This is a genomic window from Streptomyces sp. NPDC020898 (assembly GCF_044333925.1).
Lineage (GTDB): Bacteria > Actinomycetota > Actinomycetes > Streptomycetales > Streptomycetaceae > Streptomyces.
Map to the genome: position 1 here is coordinate 310452 of NZ_JBIRRV010000009.1, position 19934 is coordinate 330385.

Annotated in this window: 20 protein-coding genes; 6 read left to right on the forward strand and 14 right to left on the reverse strand. The window is 69.6% G+C overall.

Going from position 1 to position 19934, the window contains the following annotated elements:
* Window positions 1-106 precede the first annotated feature (106 nt).
* The 4 genes from ACH4TV_RS28265 to ACH4TV_RS28280 form a co-directional block, all read right to left on the reverse strand.
* Complete coding sequence (locus tag ACH4TV_RS28265; RefSeq protein WP_398402867.1) at window positions 107-1705, reverse strand: TIGR03086 family metal-binding protein; 1599 nt, start codon at window positions 1703-1705, stop codon at window positions 107-109.
* 724 nt (window positions 1706-2429) lie between these two features.
* Window positions 2430-2897, reverse strand: a complete 468-nt coding sequence (locus ACH4TV_RS28270) for a hypothetical protein (RefSeq protein ID WP_398402869.1) — start codon at window positions 2895-2897, stop codon at window positions 2430-2432.
* Window positions 2894-3442 (reverse strand): ArsR family transcriptional regulator, encoded by a 549-nt coding sequence (locus ACH4TV_RS28275; RefSeq protein ID WP_398402870.1) that lies wholly within the window; start codon window positions 3440-3442, stop codon window positions 2894-2896. The genes ACH4TV_RS28270 and ACH4TV_RS28275 overlap by 4 nt, the downstream gene beginning before the upstream one ends.
* Window positions 3443-3694: 252 nt before the next feature.
* Window positions 3695-4048: a hypothetical protein gene (locus ACH4TV_RS28280; RefSeq protein ID WP_398402872.1), complete on the reverse strand. Its 354-nt coding sequence runs from the start codon at window positions 4046-4048 to the stop codon at window positions 3695-3697.
* 212 nt (window positions 4049-4260) lie between these two features.
* On the opposite strand from ACH4TV_RS28280, the gene ACH4TV_RS28285 reads away from it, so the two are divergent.
* Window positions 4261-7107 carry a BTAD domain-containing putative transcriptional regulator gene (locus ACH4TV_RS28285; protein ID WP_398402874.1) on the forward strand — a complete coding sequence of 949 codons (2847 nt, stop codon included), beginning with the start codon at window positions 4261-4263 and terminating at the stop codon, window positions 7105-7107.
* Between the two features lie 41 nt (window positions 7108-7148).
* Here the strand turns inward: ACH4TV_RS28285 and ACH4TV_RS28290 are convergent, their stop codons facing one another.
* Window positions 7149-8801: a cellulase family glycosylhydrolase gene (locus ACH4TV_RS28290; protein ID WP_398402876.1), complete on the reverse strand. Its 1653-nt coding sequence runs from the start codon at window positions 8799-8801 to the stop codon at window positions 7149-7151.
* Window positions 8802-8924: 123 nt separating this feature from the next.
* Complete coding sequence (locus ACH4TV_RS28295) at window positions 8925-9911, reverse strand: helix-turn-helix domain-containing protein (RefSeq protein ID WP_398402878.1); 987 nt, start codon at window positions 9909-9911, stop codon at window positions 8925-8927.
* A gap of 101 nt (window positions 9912-10012) precedes the next feature.
* Here ACH4TV_RS28295 and ACH4TV_RS28300 point away from each other — a divergent pair, with 101 nt between their 5' ends.
* Window positions 10013-11053: a saccharopine dehydrogenase NADP-binding domain-containing protein gene (locus tag ACH4TV_RS28300; RefSeq protein ID WP_398402879.1), complete on the forward strand. Its 1041-nt coding sequence runs from the start codon at window positions 10013-10015 to the stop codon at window positions 11051-11053.
* 17 nt (window positions 11054-11070) lie between these two features.
* Here ACH4TV_RS28300 and ACH4TV_RS28305 read toward each other — a convergent pair whose 3' ends face one another.
* Both ACH4TV_RS28305 and ACH4TV_RS28310 read right to left on the reverse strand, forming a co-directional pair.
* On the reverse strand, window positions 11071-12492 hold the full coding sequence (locus ACH4TV_RS28305) for an ATP-binding protein (RefSeq protein WP_398402881.1): 1422 nt from the start codon (window positions 12490-12492) through the stop codon (window positions 11071-11073).
* Window positions 12493-12593: 101 nt separating this feature from the next.
* On the reverse strand, window positions 12594-12968 hold the full coding sequence (locus ACH4TV_RS28310) for a cupin domain-containing protein (protein ID WP_398402883.1): 375 nt from the start codon (window positions 12966-12968) through the stop codon (window positions 12594-12596).
* A 68-nt stretch (window positions 12969-13036) separates the two neighbouring features.
* On the opposite strand from ACH4TV_RS28310, the gene ACH4TV_RS28315 reads away from it, so the two are divergent.
* Window positions 13037-13477: a MarR family winged helix-turn-helix transcriptional regulator gene (locus ACH4TV_RS28315; protein ID WP_398402885.1), complete on the forward strand. Its 441-nt coding sequence runs from the start codon at window positions 13037-13039 to the stop codon at window positions 13475-13477.
* 118 nt (window positions 13478-13595) lie between these two features.
* On the opposite strand, the gene ACH4TV_RS28320 is transcribed toward ACH4TV_RS28315, so the two are convergent.
* Window positions 13596-13799 carry a hypothetical protein gene (locus ACH4TV_RS28320; RefSeq protein WP_398402887.1) on the reverse strand — a complete coding sequence of 68 codons (204 nt, stop codon included), beginning with the start codon at window positions 13797-13799 and terminating at the stop codon, window positions 13596-13598.
* A 141-nt stretch (window positions 13800-13940) separates the two neighbouring features.
* Between ACH4TV_RS28320 and ACH4TV_RS28325 the strand changes: the two genes are divergently transcribed.
* Window positions 13941-14216: a hypothetical protein gene (locus ACH4TV_RS28325; protein ID WP_398402889.1), complete on the forward strand. Its 276-nt coding sequence runs from the start codon at window positions 13941-13943 to the stop codon at window positions 14214-14216.
* A 273-nt stretch (window positions 14217-14489) separates the two neighbouring features.
* On the opposite strand, the gene ACH4TV_RS28330 is transcribed toward ACH4TV_RS28325, so the two are convergent.
* From ACH4TV_RS28330 to ACH4TV_RS28345, 4 genes are all read right to left on the reverse strand, one after another.
* The gene (locus tag ACH4TV_RS28330) at window positions 14490-15596 is read right to left on the reverse strand and encodes a methyltransferase domain-containing protein (RefSeq protein ID WP_398402891.1); all 1107 of its coding nucleotides are present in this window, start codon (window positions 15594-15596) and stop codon (window positions 14490-14492) included.
* Window positions 15593-16570, reverse strand: a complete 978-nt coding sequence (gene tgmB / locus ACH4TV_RS28335) for an ATP-grasp ribosomal peptide maturase (protein ID WP_398402893.1) — start codon at window positions 16568-16570, stop codon at window positions 15593-15595. The genes ACH4TV_RS28330 and tgmB overlap by 4 nt, the downstream gene beginning before the upstream one ends.
* A complete protein-coding gene (gene tgmA / locus ACH4TV_RS28340; protein WP_398402895.1) occupies window positions 16567-16794 on the reverse strand; it encodes a putative ATP-grasp-modified RiPP in 228 nt (75 codons plus the stop codon). The genes tgmB and tgmA overlap by 4 nt, the downstream gene beginning before the upstream one ends.
* 162 nt (window positions 16795-16956) lie before the next feature.
* Window positions 16957-17370: an ATP-binding protein gene (locus ACH4TV_RS28345; RefSeq protein ID WP_398402897.1), complete on the reverse strand. Its 414-nt coding sequence runs from the start codon at window positions 17368-17370 to the stop codon at window positions 16957-16959.
* Window positions 17371-17587: 217 nt separating this feature from the next.
* On the opposite strand from ACH4TV_RS28345, the gene ACH4TV_RS28350 reads away from it, so the two are divergent.
* Window positions 17588-18682, forward strand: coding sequence for a helix-turn-helix domain-containing protein (locus tag ACH4TV_RS28350; protein ID WP_398403018.1), 1095 nt, complete (start codon window positions 17588-17590; stop codon window positions 18680-18682).
* Between the two features lie 13 nt (window positions 18683-18695).
* Window positions 18696-19277: an HD family hydrolase gene (locus ACH4TV_RS28355; protein ID WP_398402898.1), complete on the forward strand. Its 582-nt coding sequence runs from the start codon at window positions 18696-18698 to the stop codon at window positions 19275-19277.
* 114 nt (window positions 19278-19391) lie between these two features.
* Here the strand turns inward: ACH4TV_RS28355 and ACH4TV_RS28360 are convergent, their stop codons facing one another.
* On the reverse strand, window positions 19392-19934 hold the full coding sequence (locus ACH4TV_RS28360; protein ID WP_398403020.1) for an SUKH-4 family immunity protein: 543 nt from the start codon (window positions 19932-19934) through the stop codon (window positions 19392-19394).

Consider the following 19934-nt stretch of genomic DNA (forward strand, 5'->3'; position numbering starts at 1 on the left):
AAGGAAATATCCGGAGGAAATTCGGTCACCACAGATCCCGTTGTTACAGCCCTGGGACACTTTCGCGACTTTGCCACGCTCACGGAGTGTCCGGTCGGCTGTTCCGTCAGGTGACGGTGCGGCCCAGGTAAGCGGCCAGACGGTCGAGCGCGCCGACGTCCCCGGATACCGGGTGCGGCGGCGCGAAGGAGCCGGCGGTGGTGCGGGGCGCATCGCCGTGGATCTCCCGTACGACGGGCAGGGCCCTCTCGGCCAGGTGCTGGACGGCGTCGTAGGGGTGCCCGACAGCCCGGGCCAGGTCCCAGCCGTGGACCAGCATCTCGATCACCAGCTGCTCGACGAGCCGTCGCCCGGGAGCGGGCCCGTACCGCCGCGTGAGCATGCCCGGCCGGGCGAAGGCAGACCGCGCGGCCCGGGACGCCGTACGGAACGCCTCGATGTGGTCGTCCCCGAGGTGGTCTCCGGTGAAGTCGGAGCGGGGGGCGCCGTCGGCCAGGCCGGCCCAGAGCAGGTTCTCCCAGACCAGGTGGTCGAGCAGGGCGCGCACGTCCCAGTCGGCGCAGGGCGTCGGCCGGTCGAACTGGCCGGGGGTCACCGCGGCGACGAGGACGCCGACCGCGTCCAGGACCTCGTCGCAGGCGTGGAGCACCCCGGCCGGTTCCCAGGCGTCCTCCCCCGCGTCGTAGACCTCGCCGAGCCGTGCCGCTCGTGCACCGGGGGCGGAGTTGGCCCGCAACGCCGTCGTCAGCCACTGGCCGGCCGCCGCCATGCTCGGCCGCACGGGCCATCCGTTGATGACGCACAGGAGTTGCCAGTACCGCTCCATATGCGTGTCGGAGGCGACTTCGAGCTGCTGAAGGAGCAGAGCCCTGCCCCGCGCGTCGTCGACGAGGGGCTTGCCGTCCGCAGTGGGCTGGGTGGGGATCCACGTCGCGACGACGGCGGCGACGACGGGGTCTGCCGCCGGGGAGTCCGGGGCGATCCCCTGCCGCACGGCCGTTTCCACGCGCCGCAGCCAGGCGTCCGTGACGCGCTCCGCGTCCCGCAGCGCGCGTTCCCCGTGTTCGCCCGGGTGGTGCTCGGCCGCGTACAGGGCCATCCGCCGCACACCGGCCCGCAGTTCGGGACTCCTGACGAGTTCGCCCAGTTCGAGCCAGGCGTCGACCTGTTCGTCGGTGGGGTCGGTGGGCAGATCCGGGGCGGCTGCCAGCAGGCCCCGCCGGTAGGTGGGGACGTCCAGCTTCCCCAGGGTGTCGGTGACGAAGTCGTGGATGACGGTGCGGCGTTCGGCGGCGGACATGCGCGCCAGCTCGGTCATGACGGTGAGCCCCTCGGCAGTGGTGTCGCGGCGGGTTACGGAGCGCAGTACGGCCTGCTGCGTACGCAGCGTGTGGATCTGCGTCTCCAGCGCGTCGATGTGCGTCGCGGCCACCTCCGCCAGCGTGTCCTCGCGCTCCAGCACGTCCCGGATCGTCGCCAGCCCCAGGCCCAGCCCCCGCAGGGTCTGCGCCAACTGCAGCCGGGCCAGCGCCTCGGTCCCGTACAGCCGGTAGCCGCTGGGAGTGCGGTGGGCCGGGTGGGCGATGCCGATGTCGGACCAGTGCCGGATCACCTTCACCGTCAGCCCGGTCCGCCGGGCGGCCTCCCCGATACTCCAGAACGTGTCGTCACCGACGTGCATGCGCTCCACCCTCGGGTCTCCCACGGAGGGAGAGTCAACCAGCCAACCAGCCTGTGCCTACGACTCGCTCGCGTCGGCGGTGGTCGTCCCAGGGCGGTGGCGGGGTCATTGTGGCTGATCGTGCGGGATATTCCGGCGGTGACCGTGGTGGCCAGGATCCATCCGGCCGCGATCAGTCCGTAGGCGGGCCATTGCGCGGTGTCCCGTGGCGCGAAGGCGCCTTCCTGACCGAACGTGATGATCGGCACCAGCAGATCGAGTGCGGAGAAGACGGCGTTGAACTGCGGTGCCTTGCCCGCTTCGAGCAGGGCGGGGGATGCAGGGCGAAGAACAGCGCGCCACAGACGAGCAGTGCCGCCGGCCAGAGACCTGCGCGGAGCGGCCGGCAGCCGTAGCCGACTGCCGCGTCCTGGACATGCCCCCAGGCGCGGGTGGGCGGGGAAGGGTGATGCGGCGGTGGCGCTGTCTGGCGAGGAGGACCGTACGCGCCTCGTCCTCGTGTCCGAACTCCCGGTAGGCCGCTGCGAGTTGCTCGTACGGCTGTGGGAGGTAGCCGCCGCTGGAACGCCGGATCCAGCGGACCCGCTCGGCGGCCGGGAGCGGGTGCGCGAGGGCGTCGTACGTCGCTCCCGCTCAGTCTCCAGGAACGGTGCGACGTGGCGCCGGGCGGGCGAAGTCCCAGTCGATGATGCGGACGGGCCGGTGACCCTGCCGGACCACGTTCCAAGGGGCAGAAGTCGCCGTGGCCTCAGTAGCGGGGCATGTTCGGGATCGCCTTCTCCGCGACCTCGATGAGCGTCTCCACCTTCGACAAGTCGGCCGCAACTTCTTCCGGCGTCACCGTGGGGGCCTCCGACGACCGGTACTCAACTTCGTTGCGCCGGGCTCGCATGCGGTTGAAGGGGCGCAGTACGGACCCGAGCGGCGGGTCGAGCTGCGCTCGCACGGCTTCGTAGATGACGGTATGGCCACCACGGCTGGTCGCGCGCAGCCCCTGGTTCTGCAATACGGCGGCCAACGCTCTGCGCGCGGCGTCGTAGGCCAGTGTGTAAGCGCCTTCCGGGTCCGTCGCCGCCAACTGCCGCGCGGATCCGACATGCGTACGCGCCCGGACCAGTTCCGCCTCGGCGGCCTGCTGGGAAGCGGGTACGCGTTCGAGCCCGCCACTGCCGATGAGCGCGTCGACCGTCGAGCGTCCTTGATTCCAGCGCGTCATTGCGCCTCCAGTTCAAGGTTCAGCTGGACCAGCGGACGTTCGCGAACGCTGGTGAGGAACGGGTCATCCGTGCGGGCCTCCCACGCCTCGACGGAGACCCGATGGACGTTGACCTCACGACGCAGCCGTCGGGACACCTCCTCGGCAAGGTCGAAGAGCGCGTCGGCGTCGGGATCACCCACGACGAGGACATCCACGTCGGCGGGCGGCGGCCCAGGATCACCGTTGTACCGAGCGGCCCAGGAGCCATAGACATAGGCACGCTGCACACCTTCGAGTCCCGCCAGTGCGTCGGTGAGCAAGGGCATGGGGCCGAAGGAGACGGCCATGAGATCGCTCAGCGGACGGTACAGCGGGGTATCCGTACGAGCCTTGACGAGGCGACTGCGGCCCACTCGCCGATCAGTCAGGATGCCACCGCCGGTCAACCGGTCAACCTCGCGAAGGACAGCTGTGGGCGTCACTCCGACGTCAGTGGCGAGCTCGGTGATGCTGTACTCCCGCTCCGGGTGCAGGAGCACGAGCGCGAGGAGTTCGCCTTGCATACGGGATCGGAGGATGGGGAGCAGACTCGGCGATACTTTCATTGGGCGCAGGATAACAAGCGTCCAATGAAAGTAACAATCCGCAGCAGAGTGCTCACCGGAATGACACCCGCGTGAGAGCGCCCCCTCAGGACGCATCCGTCCGTAAGCGCCGCGCCTCTGCAACCCAGGCACGCAGCCAAGGTTCGCGGCCTACAGGGAACGGGACCGGACGGGACTGCCCGGAGCAGAAAAAGCACCTGCTCAGATGCCCTAAGACGGCAGGATCACGCCAGACCGCAGATCGGCCCAAGCCTCCGGTTCCTCTTCGAGCTCGGCCATGACGTCCTCATAGCGGGCGTGTTCAAGGACCGCCCGTACCGCGTCCTCAAGGTTCGGCAGGCCGGCGGACACCTGGTCCTCGGTGAAGACGCGGCCCGGGCGGGCCCTGGCGTACGCGGACCAGGTTCCCGTGTCGGACAAGGTGACGTGCCCGATCGGAACGCCGCCGGGGAAGCCGTCGTCCACGCATACGTACACGGCGTCCGTGGCAGCGGGCCGCTCCGGACTGAGGAAGAGCCGGCGCTGGTTCAGCAACCTCGCGAAAGCCCCGTCGACGACTGCCAAGTCCGCGTTCCTCTCTCAAGGGGGCGGCGGCCGTTCCCCCCGCCAACGGCCGCCGCCCGGCACAGCGCGCCCTCCGGCGCTTCCCCGGTGGGCACTTGCAAACCTTCGCGAGAGGCGCTGCAATGCGGATGAAATTTCGATGATGCGCGGCGGAGCGGGGGCTTCGAGTGGGCGCGGGATCTCGGCGACTTCGGCTCGCGGTGCTCGGGCCGGTGCAGGCATGGCGTGACGGTACGCCCCTGGCGCTGGGGCCCGTTCGACGGCAGGCCGTGCTGGCCGCACTGGTGCTGCGTCCGGGCGTTCTGGTGAGTCAGGAGCAGTTGCTCGACGCCGTGTGGGGAGAAAATCCGCCGAAAACGGGTCGTAGCGTGCTGCCCAGCTACGTCTACGCCCTACGGAAGGCACTCGGTCACCCCGTTCCGATCCACAGCGGACAGGGCGGGTACCGCTTCGTCGCCGACGGCGTCCGCCTCGATGTGGCGGAGCTGGCCGAGTGGACCGACGGCGCTCAGCGGGCGCGGGCGGCCAGTGATCCGGGCGCTGCGCTGGAGCTTTTTTCCAAGGCGTTCGACCTGTTTCGCGGGGAGCCGCTGACCGGTCTGCCCGGGCCCTTCGCGGAGGTCGAACGCCAGCGCCTGTCGGAGCGGCTGCGCACCATCCGGCTCGAACGGCTCGAATGCCTGGTGCTGCTGGGCCGGTTCACCGATGCCCTGGACGAGATCACCGTCCTGGCCTCATCCCGTCCGTACGACGAGTCGCTCGCCGCGTTGCGCGTGCGGGCCCTGTACGGCGGCGGGCGTCAGGCGGAGGCGCTGGCCGTCTTCGAGGACACGCGCAGGTTCCTGCGTGACGAGCTCGGGGTCGGTCCTGGTACCGAACTCCGGCGCGTGCACGAGGCGGTGCTGCACCGGGACGACGTACGCCTCCTGGGCCGGGCCGTCACCCCTCCCCCGCAGCCCCGGCCCCGACCTCGGCCCCCATCCCGCCGTACCGTCAACGAACTGCCGGGAGACGCGGGCCAACTCGTCGGGCGGGAGGCCGAGTTGGCGCAGCTGGTTGCGCCCTCTGCCGCCGGAGCCGTGTCGGTCGTGACCGTGGACGGTACGGCCGGGGTCGGCAAGACCGCGCTCGTCGTACGGGCTGCCCGTGAGCTCAGTGACCGGTATCCGGACGGCTGTCTGTTCGTGGATCTGCGCGCGCACAGCACCCGGCGGCGGCAGTCGCCGGAGCAGGCGCTGCAACGGCTGCTGCGGTCGCTCGGCGCGGCGGGCGGTGAGCTGCCCGGCGACCTCGAGGAACTCACCGCCGTCTGGCGCGCGACCACCAGCCCGTTACGTCTCCTCCTCGTCCTGGACGACGCCCTCGACGCCGACCAGATACGGCCGCTGCTGCCCGCCGGAGCGGGAAGCCGGGTGCTGGTGGCCGGCCGGCGCCGGCTGGCCGGGCTGGACGCCGAGCGGCGGGTCACCCTGGAGCCCCTGACCAGCGGCGGCGCGGTGTCCCTGCTGACGCACATCATCGGCGAGGAGCGCGCCGGCCGGGAACCGGAGGCGGCACATCGGCTGGCCGGGCTGTGCGACGGGCTGCCGCTGGCCCTGCGCATCGCCGGGTCCCGGCTGCAGAACCGCCGCTCCTGGACGGTGGAGTACCTGGTGGGCCGCATGGCGAGCGACGAGCACCGGCTCGGCGAACTGAGCGTCGGGGATCGCAGCGTGGAGACGGCCTTCCGGCTGTCGTACGACCAGCTCGCACCCGAGCTGCGGCGCGGGTTCCGCGCCCTGGGCCTGGCACCGACGGTCGAGTTCGACGTGCTGACGGCGGCGACCATGCTCGACCGGCCGTTGCACGACACCGAGCAGATCCTGGAGAGCCTCGTCGACACGAGTCTGGTGCAGCAGCCGCGTCCGGGCCGCTACCGACTGCACGACCTGGTTCGCGTGCACGCACGGCGCCTGGCGGAAGCCAGACCCGCCGACGCCGCCGCCGCACGCACGGCCGCACTCCGCCTCTATCTGGACGCGGCGCGGACGACCAGCGACTGGACCCCCGCCGGTTTCCCCACCGGTCCCCGGCCCACTGAAGCACCGTTCCCGCACTGGCAGGACGCGGAGACCTGGCTGGACGCGGCCGGCGGAGAGCTCGCCGACGTCGTCGGACACGCCGTGGCCATCGGCGAAGCGGACTACGCCTGTTGGATCGCCGAGGCGCTGTGCGACTACTTCATACGGCAGGGCCGCTACCACGAGTCCCAAACAGCCCTGGAGCTCGCACTCGCGCACGTGGACGAGGCCACCGACCGGCGGATGGCAGCCGCACTGCGGAACTGCCTGGGCTACACCTGCGTGGACCAACGCCGGTACGAGCAGGCCCGCACCTCTGTCACCGAGGCACTGGACCTCAGCCGCCGCCGCACCGACCCGTTCGAGGAGGCCAGGGCTCTCGCCGGGCTGGGCTCTCTCGACCTGACCGCGGGCGACGTCGACCGGGCGATCGCCCATGCCACCGCAGCGGTGACCCTGTCCCGGCGGCTGGGCAACGACTGGGTCACCTCGATGGCACTCGTCATCCTCGGCCTCGCCCACCAGTACGAGGGACGGAACGAGGAGGCGCTGGCCTGCTTCGCCTTCGCCGAGACCTACGCGGAGACAACCGACCGACCGCGCACGCGCGGCAGGGCCCTGACCTGCGCCGCCGACGCCCACCTCCGTCTCGGCCGCTACGGCGAGGCCAAGAGCCGGTTCCGTCAGGCGATCGACCTGGGGCAGCAGGTCGGGGACATCTTCCTCTGCGTACGCAGCCTGACCCGGCTGGGTACGGCGGAGCTGGGCGAGGGAAACCCGGGCACGGCCGTCGCGCTCCACCATCAGGCCCTTGTCCAGCACCGGTTGCTGAACCCGCTCACCCACCCCGGCCACGACTGGCTGGAGATGGACATCCGCAGCCGTCTGGGCCGCACGTACCTGGCGACGGGCCGCGTCCGCGAGGCACGCGAGCAGTTCCAGGCCGTGATCGACGTGCACGAGGCCCGCGTTCAGCGCGCCGCACAAGCGGCGCGCTGAACGCGGTGCGCACTCAACGCGGAGCGCACTGAACAGGTGGATCAACTGGTCGTGCAGGCCGTCCCGTTGACGGTGAATGCGGTCGGGGCCGTGTTCGTGGCGCCCTTCGCCCCGATGAAGCCGACGCTGACCGAGCCGGCGGCGGGGATCGTGGCCGTGTAGGAGGCGGGGACGACGCTCACGTTGGCGCCGCTCTGGGTGGGCGTTCCGCCCCACATGTTGCTGATGGTCTGGCCGTTGGCGAAGGTGAACGCCAGGGTCCAGTTGGTGAGGGCGGAAGTGCCCGTGTTGCGGAGGGTGATGTCGCCCTGGAAACCGCCCTGCCACTCGCCGGCGACCCGGTAGGCGACGGAGCAGCTGACCCCGGGGGTGCCGCCGCCCTGGGACGTGGTGACGTTCACCGTGGCGGAGCGCGGCGAACGGTTGCCGGCCGCGTCCTTGGCGTACACGGCGAAGGTGTACGCCGTGGCCGCCGTGAGGCCGCTCACCGTGACCGAGTTGGTGGTGGAGGCGGCGGCTGCCGTCTCCGTGCCGCCGCTCACGCGGACGACGTCGTAGCCGGTGACGCCGACGTTGTCCGTCGCGGCGCTCCAGGTCAGGGTGGTCGAGGTGGCCGTGGTCCCGGACGCGGCCGGGGCGCCGGGGGTGGTCGGGGCCTGGGTGTCGGTGCCCGTGCCGCCGCCGAAGATCGTGGCCTCTTCGGAGGTCTGGGCGATGCCGTTGGCGCCGTTGAAGATGCGCTGGCCCCAGGAGCTGAGCTGCGCCGGGTCGAAGCCGATCGACAGGTCGAGGATCGGGTCCGTGTTGCCGCTCCAGGACCAGGCCAGGTAGCCGAGGTCGAGTCGCTCGGCCGCGGCCATCATCGTGTCCTCGTCGGGGTCACCCCACTGGTCGGCGGGGCCACCGAACTCACCTATCAGGATGGGGAGTTCGGCCGCGACGAAGGCGTTGAGGTAGTCGTTGATCTCCGCTGCCGTGTCGTAGACGCTGTACATGTGGATCGAGAAGATCAGGTTGCCGGTGGTGTCGGCGTCGTACACGGACTGGGCGTTGGTGCGCATGACGTTCTGCCAGTCCTGGCCCCAGTTGGGCGCGTCCACCATGAGCGTGTGCTCGAAGCCCGCGGCCCGCAGCTTCTGTACGGCGGCGATGGTGGGGGCCGTCCAGCCGGCCGGATCGGTGTTGCCCCAGGGCTCGTTGCCGATGTTGACGATCACGTAGTCCTCTTGACCGGCGAGCACGCTTTTCAGGCTGATCCAGTAGTCGGCGGCCTGGTCGAGCGTCCCGGCGGCGGCCTCCTCGCCGTAGCCGGTGGTGTCGTGCACCTCCAGTACGCAGATCAGGCGGTTCGCCTTGCACTGGGTGACAACGTTGGCAACGTCCTCGGGGCTGTTCTTGGTCCAGCGGTGCCCGTCGGCGAGGACCACGCGGACACTGTTGGCGCCCAACGCCTTGATGTCCGCGAGGGATCGGGTCTGGTTCGGGTACCAGGTGTGGGCGTGGTTGACGCCACGCATCACGAAGTCGTTGCCGTTGCCTTCGAGAAGGCGGCCGTCGGAGATGTGGAGGCCGGTTGCTAACGCAGAGGGTGGGTCCGCCTGTGGGTCCGCCTGGGCAGGGGCTGAGGCCAGGGTCAGGAGGCCCAGGAGGGTGGCCAGTGCGGTCAGCAGGACGGTTACGGGGTTCGTTCGCATGGTGCTTCTCGTTGTTCTCACTGCGACTCCAGAAAGTGAGCGACAGGAAACTTCAGCATCAGCGGAGACATGGGAGCGCTCCCATAAACGCACTACGGCAGGAACACGTCAAGACTTCGCGCATCAGCCGACACCGGAACGCGTACTGCGGAACGTACGGCGATAGGCGTCCGGGGGCACGCCGATCGTGCGGTTGAAGTGGCGGCGCAGGGTCGTGGCGGTGCCCATGCCGACGGCCTCCGCGATGGCGTCGATGCTGTCGCCGGTGGCCTCCAGCAGCTCCTGCGCGCGCCGGATCCGCTGGGTCAGCAGCCACTGCAGCGGGGTGGTGCCGGTGACCGTCCGGAAGTGGCGACCCAGGTGGCGTGAGCTCATGTTCGCCCGCCGGGCCAGGTCCTCGACGCTCAGCGCGCGGTCGAGGCGTTCGATCGCCCAGGGGAACAGTTCGGCGAGCGGATGGTCGTCCCGGTCGGGCACCGGCGCGGTGACGAACTGCGCCTGGCCGCCCGCCCGGTGCGGGGGTACGACGAGGCGGCGGGCGACGGTGTTGGCGATCGCCGAGCCGTGGTCGAGGCGTACGAGGTGCAGGCACAGGTCCATCGAGGCGGCCTTGCCGGCGGAGGTGAGCACGCTGCCGTTGTCGACGTAGAGGACGTCCGGATCGACCTCGACCTCGGGAAAGCGGGCGGCCAGGACATCGGTGTGCGCCCAGTGCGTGGTCGCGCGCCGCCCGTCCAGCAGCCCGGCGGCGGCCAGGACGAACGCCCCGGTGCACAGGGAGGCGACCCGCGCTCCCGCCTCGTGGGCGGCGCGCACCGCGTCGACCAGTTCGGCGGGCGGTTCCTGGTCGATGTCGGCCCAGCCGGGGACGATCACCGTGTCGGCATACGGGAGTCGGTCGAGGCCGGCGTCGGGCTCCAGCAGGAATCTTCCGGCGCGGATCGGGGCGGGGCCGCAGAGGGCGAGGTCGTACCAGGGGTCGGACATGCCAGGGAGACCGGAGAGATCGGAGCCGAAGACCTCGTGCGCGATGGCCAGTTCGAAGTGCAGCATGCCGTCGGTGAGGGCGAGCGCGACGGTTCTGGTGTCCGTACCGGTGCCCTTTTTCATGTCCGGAACTGTACGGGGTGTGTCGTTCCGGACACTCGTGCGGGTCGGGCGTCGCGGTCAGGATGTTGGTCATGGAAACGCGACGGGGAGAAGACATGGACATGGGATCGGTATCAGGGCAGACGGTGGCGGTGTTCGGCGCGTACGGGCACACCGGGCGCTTCGTGGTGGCGGAGTTGCTGGACCGGGGGTACGTCCCGATCCTCTCCGGCCGGGACCCGGAGCAGTTGGGGGCGCTCGCCGCGTCGTACCCCCCGGGGCTCGACGTCCGGCCGGCCTCGGTCGACGACCCGGGCTCACTGGACCGGGCGCTGGCCGGAGCGGCGGCCGTGATCAACTGCGCGGGGCCCTTCGCCGCGACCGCCGCGCCGGTGATCGAGGCGGCACTGCGCGCCGGGATCCCGTACGTGGACGTGGCGGCCGAGATCGAGGCCAACCTCGACACGTTCACGCACTTCGCGGACCGCGTCCGCGCCGCGAACACCGTCGTGATCCCCGCGATGGCCTTCTTCGGCGGCCTCAGCGACCTGCTGGTCACGGCGGCGATGGGCGACTGGACGTCGGCGGACGAGGCGCACATCGCGTACGGGCTGAGCAGCTGGCACCCCACCGCCGGAACGCGTACCGCGGGCGCGGTCTCCCGGGGCCGCAGGAACGGCCGCCGGGTCCGCTACAGCGGAGGCCGGCTGGAGTACCACGACGACGCCCTGCCGACCCTGAAGTGGACCTTCCCGGACCCGATGGGGCCCCGCGAGGTGATCGGCGACTTCTCCATGGCCGACGTCGTCACCGTCCCCAGCCACCTGCCCATCCCCGAGGTGCGCTCCTACATGGCAGCCGAGGCCGCCGGTCAACTGTCGGCGCCGGACACCCCGGCACCGGTCGCGGTCGACGAGGCCGGGCGCTCCGCACAGACGTTCGTCGTCGACGTCGTCGTACGGGCTGGTGGGGAGGAACGGCGGGCAGTGGCGAGGGGGCGGGACATCTACGCGGTGAGTGCGCCGCTGGCGGTGGAGGCGGTGGGGCGGGTGCTGACGGGGCGTACGCGGGCGGCCGGTGCCGCTTCCGCGGGGGCGATGTTCGATGCGCCCGACTTCCTTGGCGCGCTGTCCGGGCACATCGCGCTCGAACTGTTTGAGTAGGCGTCACTGAACGCGCCTCAGCGTCGGCGCCAGGCGGCGAGCAGTTCCTCCGGCCCGTATGCCGCCTGAAGGCCGGAACAGCTGACCCCGTTGCGGGAGACCGCCACGAGCGGTACCGGTTCGTCGGTGATCGCCGCCCGGTGCTTCTGCAGCGCGGCCAGGTCGTGACTGTCGAACGCGGAGTTCTCCAGCCACTTGACGGAGCCGAGGAACAGCAACTGCTTGGCGACCGGCTGCCGGTCGGCGCCCACGAGGTCGATCTCGACGTCGTTGCTGCGGGTCCAGTACCCGCCGATGGCCGGGGCCGCGGGCAGGGGCCCGTCCGGGAGGAGGCGGGCGAGGGAATCGCGCACCACGGGTTCGATCGCGCGGCCCCGCCAGCTCGTCCACTGCTCCTTGATCCGGCTCAGCGTGAGGTCTCCCCGCATCCGCTCGATCTCCGCCATGTGCGGATCGAGGAACGCGAGCCAGAACCGCAGGTAGGGGTCGGCCACTCGGTAGCGGCGTTCCTTCGACGGCCGCAGTGAGAGGGGCAGTTCGGCTGCCACGACCCGCTTCTCGGTCAGGACGTCCGTGGCACGGGTGAGAGTGGTGTGGCTGATACCGCCGGCGGCGCGCGCGATGTTGGTGAAGGTGCGTTCGCCGGTCCCGATCGTCCGTAGGACTTCCCCACTCGTCGCCTGTGGCGGAAACTCCGCGGCCAGTGAGCGCTCGGCGGAGACCAGCAGCGCCGAGATCGGGTTGTCGAGCGAGTCGCGGAGGAACTCCCAGAGGTCCGCTCCGGGCCGCCACTCCGCGCAGATCAGCGGGAGGCCGCCCGTGATCAGGGTGGCATCGAAGGCGGCTGCAGGTTCGAGGTCGAGCATCTCGCCGATGTCGGCCGGGTTCAGCGGCCCTACGACCATCTCCCGCCCGCGCTGATGGAAGGGGCGGTCGTAGCTGTTCAGCGCCTCCATCATCGACAGGTCGGATCCGACCAGGAGGAGCAGGACAGGCTTGCGGCCGAACAGGCGGTCCCACGCCCGCTGGAGCATGCCCTCGAAGGCGTCGATGCGGTCCATGAGATACGGGACCTCATCGATGACGACCACGCTCGGGCTGTCGTCGGGCAGGACCTCGGCAAGCAGCCTGAAGGCCGCGTTCCACTGTGCCGGGGTCTCCTCCGCGAACAGTTCCCGGCCAGGGAGCGTGGATCGGGCGGCGGCATCGAGGAACTCCGTCAGCTCGTCCTCGGCCGTGCCTCCCGCCGCGGTGAAGAAGAGGTACGGCGTCCCGGTGCGCCGCAGGAACTCCTCGACGAGGCTGGACTTGCCGACCCGGCGCCTTCCCCGCATGAGGATGCACTGACCCGGTTTCGCCGACCCGGCGGCGTCGTGAACGGCCTGGAAGGCGGTGCGGAGCACGGTCAGCTCGCGGTCCCGGCCGATGAAACGGCGCATGAGGCGACTCCCATAGTAAATGGTATCGACAGCGATACTATCGCCATCGATACCATCCTCCCCGGGGGTGTTCGGCTTGTCCTACGCCGTTCGAGGCGGCCCTAACGAGTCCATGGCGGTGTGATGATGCTGCCACCGGCCAGCTTGGCGCTGAGCCCGACACTCGTGGTGACCCACATGTGGGCGGGTTGGTCGGTGGTGTTGGCGACCGCCAGCTCGGAGCCTGCCGGAGCCACCGCCGCGTCACCGACGCCGAGTTCGGCGCTCTCGCCGCCGATGGTGAGCCGGAGGCGACCGGAGAGGACGTAGAACGTTTCCTCGTGACTGATCGTGTGGGCCGGGCCCACCATTCCGGCCGGGACCTCGGCGCGCCAGGCGGCGAGGTCCCGGCTGCCCGTGTCCGGACGGACGTAGGAGACGAAGCGGCCACCGTGGATCTCGTGCCCGACGGCCTCGTCACTGCGAATGAAAGGCATACCAGCCCCCTTTATCGACAAGCTGCTTGTCTATAAAGACAAGCAGCTTGCCGAGTTATAGTCAAGCCATGGATGACGCTCTGGCCTTCTCCGCACTGGTGCTGGCACTCTCCGGACAGTTGGTGCAGGAGATCCACGCCGGCGTGTCCGAGCAGGGATTCGAGGATCTGCGACCTGCGCACGGCTTCGCCTTCGTCCGCATCTCCCGGGGCGGCGCCACTACGGCCGCGCTGGCCGAGCACCTGGGGGTTACCAAGCAGGCCGCCGCCCAGCTGGTCGAGGAGCTGGTCCGCAAAGGGTACGTGGAGCGGCAACCACACCCCCACGATGCCCGCGCCCGGCTCCTGGAGCTGACCGAGGCCGGCTGGGCCGCCACTCGCGCCGCCGACCAGGCGGCCCGGGCTGCCGTCACACCATGGCGAGAAGCGCTGGGCGAGGCACGCTTCAGTGAACTGGTCGCCGACCTGACCCGGCTCGCACCACCGGGGCCGATCCGCCCCGCCTGGTGAGCCGACAAGCCACCGGCCTGGACTGTCGGTCGCAGGGTGCCCAGGCTCTCGTTCGTCGCACAACGATCCTGGACAGCCTCTCCTCACTCGTGGGATGTGCCGCTCCGCCGGTCACCGATCAGCCGGGGCCGGAAACCCGGCCCGGGAAGAAGTCGGCGCTTTGGACGTACTCCATCGCTTTGGTGAACTCCGGGTCACCGAGGCGGCGTTCCATCTCCTGCGGGCTCAGCTCCTCCATGCGGGTCTGGATCCAGTACAGGTTGCCCAGCGGATCGCGCACCCGGCCGACCCGGTCTCCGAAGAACTGAACCGTTCCGGGCACCCCGCTACGACGTCGGCAAAACCGTCAAACACACCGAGACCGTCACCGAACTCCACGCGTCTCTGTCCTGTGACAGCGATGGAGCGTTCTCACGAAGGTTGCTTCATTCTGGAGGCTCGGACCAGCGAGACGGAGGCAGCGATGATCGCGAGGGTGGCCGTGTGGGAACCGATGCCGGCTGACGACCGGGACTGGGTGCTGGATGCTGCAGCCGCCGTGCCCGGCGTCCATGGCGCGTATCACCTTGTCGATCCTGCCACTGGCAACGGACTGTCTGTCGCCTTCTTCGAGGACGAAGCCGCAGCTCACGCCGCACACAAGGCAATCGAGAAGCGCGCCGAGGAGATCGGCTGGAACAAGACCCCGCACCCGGCGCCCGTCTCCCAGACGATCTATCAGGTCGTCCGGCACGTGTAGCGCGGCGCGAGGAAGCGCGTGTGCTCAGGATCAGATGGCACGCCGCCCAGCCGTCGACAGGACAGTCTCGAAGATAAAGAACACGCTGAGGCACCGGTCGTACGGGACGGCGATCCGACCGATCGCCGTCCCCGCCCGGCACGGCCACGCGCAGCGGCCCTTCCAGGGCCGGTGCCCGGCGGCTTGGCAGCCACCGTATTTCCGCCTAGGAAATGCGGTACTGAGCGGCGAGCGGGTCTGGCTGCCCGTCACGGGTACGGAGATCGGGCTGAATCACGACTGGGAGCGCGGCACAGGGCGGCTGGGAGCGTCCAGCCAGATGCGTTGCCCCTTGGCGGTCACGGTCACGCCGAAGCGCTCACGGCCCGGGTGGCCGTTCTCGACATACAGCGCGTGCGCGGTCTCTACCGCGTCCCACAGCAGGCGCGGCCCGGCCTGTCGTACGGTCCCGCCCTCGGACCGCGCCCATGCGCCGTCAACAGCCCACAGTTCCATGGCCGTTACCGTGCCATCGTCCCCTCGCTCGAAAGCGAACGCCGTGTCCGGTGCGGCCAGGGAGAGCACGAAACGGAACGCCTCGTCTTCGGCGACGACAGCCGGATCGACGGCCGTGAGCCGCCCGCTCGTCGTGCTCGGCCTGCCCGGGTGTGCCGGGGTGCCGGTGGTGCCGAAATCACGGACAGCCATGAAGTACGAGCCTCCTGGCAGGAACCGCCCCTCGGCACGGCCGTCGTAGCCGACGACCAGGCTCACGGTGGCCCAGCCCAACGGGCACACGATCAGCCCACCGGACTTTACCTGCTCCAGCCAGGACGTCGGGATCGTTGAGAAACCGCAGGTGGCAATCAGCCGGTCGTACGGTGCTCGGTCCGGGTAGCCGTCGCGACCGTCCCCGGCGACGACCAGCGGCGAGTATCCGCAGTGCCGCAACCGCGATTTCGCCAGCCGTGCCAGCACGGGGTCGATCTCCACCGTGACCACCTGATCACTGCCCAACCGCTGCGACAGAAGGGCCGCGTTGTAGCCGGTCCCGGTGGCCACCTCAAGCACCCGATTGCCGTCGGTCACGTCCAGCGCCTGGAGCATGGCGAGCATCAGGCCTGGTGCCGTGGACGACGAGGTGGCCACCCCGTCGGTCATCTGGGTCGCCAACGCGTCATCCGCGTACACGAGGTCGAGCCAGTCGGGATGAGCTGCCGACACGAGCCGCAGCGCACCGTCGGCGATGGTCCAGAACTCCGGTACGAAGGGATGGCGCGGGACGGTCTCGAACGCCCTGCGCCACGCGGGGTCGGACAGTTGGCCGTCGGCTTCCAGCGCGTCGGCCAACACCGTACGCAGTCCCTCAGCGCGCTCTTCCGTATGTGTCGTCATGGTCATGGTCGTCCCTTGGCAAGTAGGTCAGCGATATGCGGGGCGATAGGCAGGCCGGTCTTGTTCTGGATCCAGGACCACTCGCCGGACGGGTTGCATTCGAACATCACCCAGTCACCGGACTGCGTCACGGCGAAGTCGAATGCACCGAAGCTGAGCCGGAAGTGCGCCAGCCAGCCCAGCACACCGACCCGTACGTCGTCCGGCACTTCGCAGACGTCGTAGGCGAGGGCGTCGTAATCACTGCGCCAGTCCACCCGGGCCGCCTCGCTGCCCGCGTGGATCTCTGCCGCGAACATGTCCGTGCCCACGACTGTCAGCCGCACCTCGTGAGCCTTGGGGATCTGCTCCTGGAAGAGGTGCGCGGTCACGGTCACGGAGTCGTCGATGGTGTTGGGGTCGATCAACGTCGTCGGCACTCCGGTGCGGCGGCCGTCCGGGTACTTCAACGGGCCGCCCATGAGCGGCTTGCAGATCACCGGGCCGCCCACTGTCTGACAGAACCTCCGGGCCGCCTGGGGATCGGTGGTGATCAGCGACCGAGGCGTGCGGAGCCCGTGCGCCGCCGCTACTGGGAGCTGTCCCGGCTTGTGAGAGGCGATGCCGTCCGTGTCCGGCCGGTTGACCCAGGTAACCGGCAGTGCGTACAGCATGCCGAGCAGGCCGGCCAATGCTTGTTCATTCGCCCATGTGCGTTGGGGCTCGTGCAGTTCCTCGGATACGGCGGGAAGGCGGGGCCGCCTGTAGTAGACGGCCCGCACCTCCTCCAGCCGCACGGAGCGGTGATCGTCGGCCAGGATCCCCGCCCAGGGTGCCCCGGCGTGTTCGGCGGACAGGGCGACAGACGAGGGAAAGTTCCCCATGTCGAATCGCATCACCGGCACGTGGCGGATCGTCAGTTCATCGACCACCAGGTCCGCGGCGGGGTCCAGTTCCTTGGTGACAACCAGCACCGGGCCGCCGGACAGATGCGGTGTCACCGCATCACGTACGGGTCGGACGTGTCGTCGTTCTTGCTGTCCCAGTTCGTGTTCGTGCAGCTCCCGGCGAGGGAGGTGGACCGGCTCCACAGGGAGCCGGAGCCGTCGTTCATCACGTTGACCTGACGCTGCGGGTCGTAAGTGAACGAACCCTCGTCCAGGGTCACGGTGTACGGGGTGCGTTCGGCGCGGGCGCCGAACGGAACGACTGCTGCCATGGGCATGTGTGTCTCCTGTCTCTGATGCTGCGGACTGTGGGTGGTGCACCGCCCTGCGTGGGGCTCTCGGCCTCGGCACAGAGCAGGGGTTCAAGTGCCGCTACCGACAAGCGGCGGCGCGTATTCGGGCGCACAGATCCAGAGTCGGACCTGCCACGAACTGCGGGCTCATCGTCGGCCGTCCGCGCGCAGCTCGGCCCAGACACGCTTCCCGCCATGGACCAACTCGCTTCCCCAGCTGTCGGCGAGTGCGTCGACGAGGAGGAGACCGCGGCCGTCCTCGTCGTCGGGGGACGGCGCGCCCGGGGCGGGTCTGACATGGGAGGTGTCCGTGACTACGATCCGCACGGATTCGGCGCCAGTGCGGGTGATGGAGGCGCCGATCGTGGCCGCGTCGGTGTGCTCGACCGCGTTGGCGACCAGTTCCGTGACGACCTGCGCAGCCGCGAACACCAGGTGCGGAAGACCCCAGGTCTCCAGAACCAGCGCTATGTCCTGGCGCGCCCGAGTGACGGCTTCCAGCTTCGCCGGATAGCGCTGCTGGTAACGCTGTGGTCCTACCGCTGCAGCCGTCATGGTCATCGTCGCGTTCCTCGGGGGTGCTCGCGTCCCGCCCAGGGAGGTTGACTCGGGAGCATCCGCAACGGAGTACATGGTGACAGCCTCCCTACTAGGCTCGTTCAGTGATGCATACGACGTTAGAGAGCCGTGATCACTACTTGAAGTGACCGTGAGTACAAGTGGTTTGCTGCGGACCAACGGGAAGAGGCTGTTCGTGCGGTCGAGCTCGCGACGAACCCTGACCAGTGGTCAGGGAACCCCCGGACGCCCGCGAGCAGGCGTCATTTCCGGCTACGTTTTCCGGCTCATACGAGAGCAGCAGGGACGCACCCAGGAGGAAGCGGCCGAGTACCTGCGCGTGTCCGCTGACACGATCGCGGGGTGGGAGTCCGGTCGGCGGCCCTTGACCGCCGTACCGGTCGGACAGATGCTCGTACACCGTCACCGTTTGCTGCAGATGGGCACAGCACCCGCGCTTCTAGAAGCCCTCGACCGTGCCCTGGAAGCAGACGTTCTCCTCACCAGCGCCCTTGACGAAGAGGCCACCCGAGTCGGGGACAGCCCACTCGGAGCCTGGGTGATGCAGCGCGACCTCGTAGAGGTGCTCGCGTGGCCCCTCAATCACGTACCGCCCCAGCCCGTCCGTGACCTGCCCGCCCCGTCCCGCAGGCGCCGAGGCCCCGCGCCGGCCGGGCCGGAGCTGTCGGCATCCGAACGGACGCGCTTCTTCACACAGATGCGGCGCACCGCGGAACAGGCCCGTGGCGAGGACCAGTTCCTCCTCCGCCGCCAGGCGCTGTACCTCTCCGGGTACGACGAGCAGCCCGACACGACGGAGTGGCTCGCCCACCAGCAGGCCGCCGAACGCCCCGGCGACTGGCTCACCCGATGGCTCAACTCCCGCTCTGTCGCAGCCGTCTCGGCCAGACGAGGTGACCGGGACCGCATGAGTCACTTCATCGACACCGCCCTTACCGACGATGACGCAGGCGAGGCCGCGAACCTGAACTACTGGGCGTACTGGATCGGCGAGACCGCACACCTGGAGCTGAGCGACGACTTCATCGCCGCCAGCGCTCCCGGACCGTGGCCGGGCGACAAGCTACTCACCCACCTCACCCAAGGGCTCGCCCCGCATCATGGTTACGTCGACCTCAATATCCACTCCGTGTGGTCCCTGCTCCAGGTCCGGCCCAACCTGCTGCGATCCGGTGCGGCTGGCCGCGCCCTGCGCGACCAGCTTCCCGTGATGTTGGATAGCCGGGAGCTGTCGGCGCGCGGGCGCCGGGAGCTGGAGAACATCCGGTACGCAATCCGCCTCGCCGAGGCGTGAGAGGAGTCCGACGGTGGCTGAGGACCTGTCCGCGGTGGCGCGGTTCCTGTACGAAGCGGGCACGCTGAAGCAGACCAAGCGCACCGGGTGGTGGATGGCCGGCGTACGCGACCCCGAGTCGGTGGCCGAGCACTCCTGGCGGACCGCGCTGCTCGCGACGATCATCGCGAAGCTCGAAGGCGCCGACCCGGCCCGTGCCGCCTACCTCGCGGTGTGGCACGACTCCCAGGAGACCCGCACCGGCGACGTGAACCACCTCGGCAAGAAGTACGCCTCGGACGCGGATCCGCGCGCGGTCACCGCCGACCAAGTCGCGGGCATGCCCGAGGTGTTGGCCTCGGCGGTGCGGGAGATCGTCGCGGAGTACGAGGCCAAGGAGTCCCCGGAGGCGATCTGCGCCCGGGACGCCGACAAGCTGGAGTGCATGATCCAGGGGGTCGAGTACAAGGCCCAGGGGTACGAGAACGCGCAGCGGTGGATCGACAACAGCCGGGGCCGGCTCGTCACGAAGTCGGCCAATGAACTCGCCGACGCGGTGCTGGCGACGGGGTCGCTGGACTGGTTGCGTGCGGCGCTCGGGGAGAAGCAGAGCTGACTTCGGTCCGTTTCCGGGTCGGTCCTGTCGACAACGGCAGCTACGTCAGCGGCTCCTACGACAGTTGGAGCAGCCGGACGCCGACGGCGGGTAGCGTGCCGTCGGCGTCCGGTTTCATTCCTCCTCGTCCGCTCGGTAGTCGCCGTTCGCCACATCGAAGAGAAGCGAGTGCCAGAAGCCCGGATCCTCGCGCAGGGTGGACGGGTCGATTTCCTCGATGGCGCTGCGGAGTGAATTCGTGATCTCTTCCAGTTCGTCGGGATCCGCGTCGGCAGCGGTCTCAGAGGTCTTCCTCTCGAACACCTCAAGGCATTCCGCGAAACCCTGCGGTGAAGCACTCACATGGAATTCGGTGGACGCGTACGCCTCCACATACAGGACGGCACCGGTCTCAGCGTCGACGTAGTAGGACCCTTCGCCCTCCACGTCGTACCCGATCCGTACGACCTCACGGTCCACCGCCCCGCCGAGGTCCGGGCCGTCGGCCTCGTCCGCGGTGAAGAGGACGGAGGCCACGGGCAGGCCGGTGGCCGTGAGGAACTCACGAGCCGCCCGGTCCTGGACTCGTCCCACATACGAGGCCGAATACTGATGGTTCTCCATGCGATGAACACCTTGTTCTGATCGTGGCCGTTCCGACCGTCCCGTCCCGGTCAG

What these genes read in the sequence shown, in the direction of transcription:
- ACH4TV_RS28270 (WP_398402869.1), bottom strand. Translation starts at nt 2,897, where the DNA reads ATGACGCGCTGGAATCAAGGACGCTCGACGGTCGACGCGCTCATCGGC.
- tgmA (WP_398402895.1), bottom strand. Translation starts at nt 16,794, where the DNA reads ATGCCCATGGCAGCAGTCGTTCCGTTCGGCGCCCGCGCCGAACGCACC.
- ACH4TV_RS28345 (WP_398402897.1), bottom strand. Translation starts at nt 17,370, where the DNA reads ATGACCATGACGGCTGCAGCGGTAGGACCACAGCGTTACCAGCAGCGC.
- ACH4TV_RS28310 (WP_398402883.1), bottom strand. Translation starts at nt 12,968, where the DNA reads ATGCCTTTCATTCGCAGTGACGAGGCCGTCGGGCACGAGATCCACGGT.
- ACH4TV_RS28275 (WP_398402870.1), bottom strand. Translation starts at nt 3,442, where the DNA reads ATGCAAGGCGAACTCCTCGCGCTCGTGCTCCTGCACCCGGAGCGGGAG.
- ACH4TV_RS28295 (WP_398402878.1), bottom strand. Translation starts at nt 9,911, where the DNA reads ATGAAAAAGGGCACCGGTACGGACACCAGAACCGTCGCGCTCGCCCTC.
- ACH4TV_RS28315 (WP_398402885.1), top strand. Translation starts at nt 13,037, where the DNA reads ATGGATGACGCTCTGGCCTTCTCCGCACTGGTGCTGGCACTCTCCGGA.
- ACH4TV_RS28325 (WP_398402889.1), top strand. Translation starts at nt 13,941, where the DNA reads ATGATCGCGAGGGTGGCCGTGTGGGAACCGATGCCGGCTGACGACCGG.
- ACH4TV_RS28305 (WP_398402881.1), bottom strand. Translation starts at nt 12,492, where the DNA reads ATGCGCCGTTTCATCGGCCGGGACCGCGAGCTGACCGTGCTCCGCACC.
- ACH4TV_RS28300 (WP_398402879.1), top strand. Translation starts at nt 10,013, where the DNA reads ATGGGATCGGTATCAGGGCAGACGGTGGCGGTGTTCGGCGCGTACGGG.
- ACH4TV_RS28290 (WP_398402876.1), bottom strand. Translation starts at nt 8,801, where the DNA reads ATGCGAACGAACCCCGTAACCGTCCTGCTGACCGCACTGGCCACCCTC.
- ACH4TV_RS28330 (WP_398402891.1), bottom strand. Translation starts at nt 15,596, where the DNA reads ATGACCATGACGACACATACGGAAGAGCGCGCTGAGGGACTGCGTACG.